This is a genomic window from Rhizobacter sp. (assembly GCF_035702065.1).
Lineage (GTDB): Bacteria > Pseudomonadota > Gammaproteobacteria > Burkholderiales > Burkholderiaceae_C > Rhizobacter.
This window is the reverse complement of the sequence record NZ_DASSRA010000247.1, coordinates 1-5,844: the sequence shown is the minus strand read 5'-3', so window position 1 is coordinate 5,844 and position 5,844 is coordinate 1. Positions and strand designations below refer to the sequence as shown.

Sequence of the window (5,844 nt, the reverse complement as noted above, 5' to 3'; positions counted from 1 at the left end):
CCCGATCCGCTCGACCCCGGCTGCCATGCCGAGCGGGTACAGCCCACGCTCGGGCAGGTCGGCCGCAGCCTGGCCGGCCTGCGCATCGGCGTGCTGGGCGGCTACTTCGAAGACAACGCCGGCCCGGTCGCACGCAAGGCGCTCGACATGGCGGCGGAGGCGCTGCACGCACAGCGCGGCGTGGTCTGGCCCGACGCCGCCATCGCGCGCGTGGCCGCCTTTGTCACCACCGCCAGCGAAGGCGGCTCGCTGCACCTGCCGCTCCTGCGCGAGCGGGCCGCGGATTTCGAGCCGCTGTCGGTCGACCGCTTCATCGCCGGCGCGCTGCAGCCGGTCGACTGGTACCTGCGCGCGCAGCGCTTCCGCCGCGTCTACCGCGACAAGGTGCTCGCGCTGTTCCAGCAATGGGACGTGCTGCTCGCTCCCGCCACGCCGGTGCAGGCCACGCCCATCGGCGCCGAGACCTTCGAGCTCAACGGCCAGCAGGTGCCGGCCCGGCCGTCAATGGGTCTGCTGACGCAGCCGATCTCGTTCGCCGGTTGCCCGGTGGTGGCGGCGCCGCTGTGGCCCGAAGGGCGGCACAACCTGCCGATCGGGGTGCAGGTGATTGCCGCGCCCTGGCGCGAAGACCTGGCGCTGCGGGTGGCAGCGGCGCTGGAGTCGAGCGGCGTGGCGTGTTCGCCGATTGCGGGGATCTGATGAGCAGGGCTTCGATACCTCAGCCTGAGCGGACTGTGGTGTGCGAAGACCTCGGAACACACTCCGCCCGCTCAGCCTGAGGTATCGAAGGCCCGCTCCGAACCCACGCACGCCCATGGACATCAACCACCCCACCCCCCTCGCCGAAGTCACCGCCGCCTTCGCCCGCTACGAAGATGCCCTCGTGAACAACAAGGTCGAGGTGCTCGACGAGCTGTTCTGGAACAGCCCGCACACCCTGCGCTACGGTGCCACCGAGAACCTCTACGGCTATTCCGCCATACAGGCCTTCCGCGCGGCACGCCCGGCCACCGGCCTCGCACGCACGCTGCTGCGCACCGAGATCACCACCTACGGCGACAGCTTCGCCACCGCCAACTGCGAGTTCCAGCGCGAAGGCGGTGCCAAACCGGGCCGCCAGAGCCAGACGTGGATGAAGACACCCGAGGGCTGGCGCGTGGTCGCCGCGCATGTAAGCTTGCTCGGATGAAAGCGCCGGCCAAGAAGACCCCCGCACAGGCCACCGCCAACCCGCGCGACCTCACGCGCTCCGAGATCGCCTACCGCCGCCTCAAGGCGGCCATCTTCGACTTCATCCTGCTGCCCGGCGACGGCTTCACCGAGAGCGACATGGCCGAGCGCCTGGGCATGTCGCGCACGCCGGTGCGCGAGGCGCTGTTCCGGCTCGAACTCGAAGGCTACGTGAAGGTGGCCTACCGCAGCGGCTGGAGCGTCGCGCCCTTCGACTTCCGCAAGCTCGAAGAGCTGTACGACCTGCGCGTGATGCTCGAATGCAACGCCGTCGACCGCCTGTGCGCCATGGTGCCCATGCCCGACCTCGGCCTGCTCAAGGCGCAATGGCTCGGGCCCGAGAAAGACCGCATCACCGACACCGCCGAGGTCGCCGCACTCGATGAAGCGTTTCACGCCACGCTGGTCACGGCCGCCGGCAACCTGCAGATGGCGCGCGTGCACGCCGAGGTGACCGACGGCATCCGCATCGTGCGCCGGCTCGACTTCACCCAGCCGCCGCGCGTGGCCGCCACCTACGACGAGCACGCCAAGATCCTGCGCGCCATCCTCGCGCGCCGCGCCGACCCGGCCAAGCTGATGCTGCGCACCCACATCGAGGCCAGCAAGGCCGAGGTGCGCAAGATCACCATCCACAAGCTGCACAGCGCCAGGCCCGCCGCGGGCAATCTGTAGGCCACGCGGCTGCGCCGGGGCACGGCCCCACCACAGCGCGCCACTTCGTGACTTTCTTCGCATCTTTCGAGGTCTCATTCCCCTCGACCCCGGTGCTTCTTACAGGAGGCAGCGGGGGGGCGTGCCGCTATGCTTCCGGCTTGCGGCGCACCCTGCGCTGCACCCCTGAGCGACACGATAAGAACCCATGAAGAACGTCGTCTGGACAAGCGCTCTCTGGCTGCTCGGCCTGGCCCTGCCGGCCCTGGGCTGGGCTGCCGCGCCGCTGGCCACGGTGACCATCGCCGACGGCGAGGCCGTGATGATCCGCGAGGCCACCCGGTTGCAGCTGGCCGAAGGCGTGCGCCTGGCCCCTGGTGACCTGATCGAAGCCACCACCAAGACGCGCTTCCTGCGCATCGAGTTCGCCGACGGCCTGATCCTCGACCTCGGCCCCGAGTCGCGTGCCGTGCTGGCACCCAAGTTCAGCGGCGACCGAGCCCGGCTGGCTGCCCGCTTCGGCCTGCTCAAGGGCGTGCTCAAGCTCACCGTGCCCACCGCGCCGTCAGCGCTGCCGCCCACGGTGGCCAGCTTCGCCACACCGGCCTTCGACGTGACCGGCGTGGCCCGCAGTGCGGTGTTCATCGTGCAGGCGGGCGAGTCCTTTGCCTTCGCCGAGTCGGGCAACCTCAGCTTGCAGGAGCGCGTGGGCGGCAAGCCGGCCGCCGCCACCACCACGGTCAGGAACGGCGAGTTCTTCGCCCGCGTGGGCGAGGCCAAGTCGGCCATCACGCCGCGGCCCACGCCGGCCTTCATCCAGCGCCTGCCGCGCCCCTTTCTCGACACGCTGCCCTCGCGTGCCGCGCTCTTCAAGGCGCGCGAGGTCGAGCCCAAGGTGCTCGGCCCGCTGGTCTTTGCCGATGCCGAAGACTGGATCGACGCCGAGGGCCTGCGCCCCTACTTCCTGGCGCGCTGGAAAGCGCTGGCGCGCGACCCGGCCTTCCGCGAGGGCGTGGCCGCCAACCTGCGCGCCCACCCGGAGTGGGACCGCATCCTCTATCCCGAGAAGTACCAGCCCAAACCCCCGAGCGCCACGGCCAGCTACCAGACCCCGCGCCAGGGCAGCACCTATTGACCCCGGGGCCACTGCATCCGCGATGCAGGGCCTCTCGTAAGTCAGTCCACACCGGCCACGCCAACGACAACAGCGCCAACGAAAGACACCCATGAAGCTGCTCCTCAAGTTCAACCTCGTGTTCCTGGTGGTGTTCGCGCTGGGCCTGGGCGCCTCCAGCTACATCGCACGCAAGCTGCTGCAGGAGAACGCGCACGACGAAGTGCTGGACCGCGCCCGCCTGCTGATGGAGAGCGCCATGGCCGTCAGCACCTACACCTCCACCCAGGTGGCGCCGCTGCTCGAGACGCAGATGACCTACACCTTCCTGCCGCAGTCGGTGCCGGCCTACTCGGCCTCGGAGGTGCTCAACGCGCTGCGCAAGAACCACCCCGAATACGCCTACAAGCCGGCCATGCTCAACCCCACCAACCCGCGTGACCGCGCGCAGGACTGGGAAGAAGACGTGATCCAGCAGTTCAAGCAGTCACCCGCGCAGACCGAGTTCATCGGCCAGCGCATGACGCCCTCCGGCCCGGTGACCTACATCGCCCGCCCCATCAAGCTGGGCGGCCCGGCCTGCCTGCGTTGCCACAGCACGGTGGAGGCGGCTCCCAAGCCGCTGGTGGAGAAGTACGGCCCGGCCAACGGCTTCGGCTGGAACCTCAACGAGGTGCTGGGCGCGCAGGTGGTGTCGGTGCCGATGTCGGTGCCGCTGGCCCGCGCCGACCGCGCCTTCGGCGTGGTGATCGGCCTCCTGGCCGGCGTGTTCCTGCTGATCGGCCTGGCGCTCAACCTGATGCTGTGGCAGCTCGTGATCCGCCCGGTGAGCCAGTTGTCGCAGCTCTCCGATCGCGTGAGCCTGGGCGAACTCGACGCGCCGGAGTTCGCCGTCAAGTCCAAGGACGAGATCGGCACTTTGGCGCAATCCTTCACGCGCATGCGCAAGAGCATGGTGCATGCGATGAAGATGCTCGACAGCTGAGCCCGAGAATCGTTCGATGTCTCATCCCACGCGCCTTGGCAAGTACCCGATCACCGGCGTGCTCGGCAAGGGCGCCATGGGCGTCGTCTACAAGGCCTTCGACCCGGTGATCAACCGGCCGGTGGCCATCAAGACCATCCACAAGTCGCTGATCGGGCAAGACCTGTCGGGCTCGTCGACCACCGCGCGCTTCAAGAACGAGGCGCGCGCCGTCGGCCGCATGTCGCACCCCGGCATCGTGGCCATCTACGAGTACGGCGAAGACGAGAACACCGCCTACATCGCGATGGAGTACGTGGAGGGCCGTACCCTCTCGCAGATCCTCAACGGCACGCCGCGCCCACCCGAGTGCGACATCCTGACGCTGATGGACCAGCTGCTCGCCGCGCTCGACTGCGCCCACCGCCACGGCGTGTGGCACCGCGACATCAAGCCAGCCAACCTGCTGGTCACCAACGACGGCCAGCTCAAGGTCACCGACTTCGGCATCGCGCGCATCGAGTCAGTGGTGCTGACGCAGATCACCTCGACCATCGGCACGCCGGGCTACATGGCGCCCGAGCAGTACATCGGCGAAGGCGTGGACCACCGAATCGACCTCTTCGCCGCTGGCGCCCTGCTCTACGGCATGCTGGTCGGCCACCCGCCCTTCCAGGGCTCGGCCGAGACGGTCATGTACAAGGTGGTCAACGAACAGCCCACACCGCCCAGCCAGGTGGCCGAGGCCGGGCGGCCCGAGTTCTACGACGCCATCGTGGCCCGCGCCCTGGCCAAGAAGCCGGAGCAGCGCTTCGCCAGCGCGGCCGAGTTCCGCGCCGCGCTCGCCAGGCGCGACCTCTCGGCCGAATCGGACACCGGCGAGACCACCGTCATCGTGGTGCGCGATGCGCCCGCGCCCGCCCCTGCCATCGGCGTGCTGGAGCCACCCAGCGGCATCCCGCATTCGGGCAGCACGCCGCTACCGGGCTGGGACCCGGCCACGCTGCATCAGGTGGAAGTGGCGCTCGCCTCCTTCGTCGGCCCCATGGCCCGCGTGATGGTGCGCCAGGCGGCGCGCGTGCATGGCGACGTCGCCGGCCTCAAGGCCAGCCTGTGCGAACACCTGCCCTCGGAGCAGGAGCGCCAGCGCTTCCTGGCCAAGTTCGGCGCGGCCACTGGTGGCTCGCATGTCAGTGGCGGTTCCAAGGTCACGGGCGCGGCGCCGCGCACCTCGCCCACCTCTGCCACCGGCAGCAGTGCAGGCTCCGGCGTGAGCGCACCGGTCTCGCCCGAGGTCATCACCGCGGCCACGCGTGTGCTCAGCAGTCACATCGGCCCCATCGCCAGCATCGTGGTGAAGAAGGCGGCGGCGAAGGCACGCACGCAGGAGCAGCTCTACGCGCTGCTCGGGGAGCAGGTGGGGGATGGGGTGGAGCGCGAGAAGCTGCTGACGGCGTTGCGCAAGAAGGCCTGAGGGTCGGCTTCGGGGGCGTGCACGCCACGACCCGCTCGGGCTGAGGTATCGAAGCCTTGCTCCCCGCTTCGCGTAGATCGTTCTTCCTACTTCCACCGGGTGCGCCGGGAGTCCGCCCCGGCGGGCGGGTCACTTTCATTTGTCGCGCCAAATGAAAGTAACCAAAGCAAAGGCGCTCTTCATCTGGCCCCACTGCGTGGCTACAGGCCTCGGCCTGTGCACGCCGTGCTCCAGGATCGGCCGAACATCTGCTGCGACAGCACTACGGCTCGTCTCGGCTCGCTTCGCATCGACGGGTCGCATGCACATGCTCGCAAGCCAACCCCGCTCAGGCTGAGGTATCGAAGCCCTGCTCCGCGCAGGCATGCACGAGGCTTCGATACCTCAGCCTGAGCGGCCGGAGGCAGG

6 protein-coding genes are annotated in these 5,844 nt (G+C 69.3%); all 6 read left to right on the top strand.

Annotation, left to right across the window (positions count from 1 at the left end; all coding sequences use genetic code 11):
* Positions 1–699, top strand: a 699-nt coding sequence (locus VFL64_RS11380) for an amidase family protein (protein ID WP_489540492.1), incomplete at its 5' end; no start/stop codon positions are given.
* 115 nt (positions 700–814) lie between these two features.
* Complete coding sequence (gene hpxZ, locus VFL64_RS11375) at positions 815–1,189, top strand: oxalurate catabolism protein HpxZ (protein ID WP_489540491.1); 375 nt, start codon at positions 815–817, stop codon at positions 1,187–1,189.
* Positions 1,186–1,905 carry a GntR family transcriptional regulator gene (locus VFL64_RS11370; protein ID WP_489540490.1) on the top strand — a complete coding sequence of 240 codons (720 nt, stop codon included), beginning with the start codon at positions 1,186–1,188 and terminating at the stop codon, positions 1,903–1,905. Before hpxZ ends, VFL64_RS11370 begins: the two co-directional genes overlap by 4 nt.
* A 187-nt stretch (positions 1,906–2,092) precedes the next feature.
* A complete protein-coding gene (locus tag VFL64_RS11365) occupies positions 2,093–3,019 on the top strand; it encodes a FecR family protein (RefSeq protein ID WP_489540489.1) in 927 nt (308 codons plus the stop codon).
* Positions 3,020–3,110: 91 nt separating this feature from the next.
* Positions 3,111–3,983, top strand: coding sequence for a c-type heme family protein (locus VFL64_RS11360; protein WP_489540488.1), 873 nt, complete (start codon positions 3,111–3,113; stop codon positions 3,981–3,983).
* 16 nt (positions 3,984–3,999) lie between these two features.
* Entirely contained in the window at positions 4,000–5,436 is a 1,437-nt protein-coding gene (locus VFL64_RS11355) for a serine/threonine-protein kinase (RefSeq protein WP_489540487.1), read from the top strand.
* Positions 5,437–5,844: the final 408 nt, after the last annotated feature.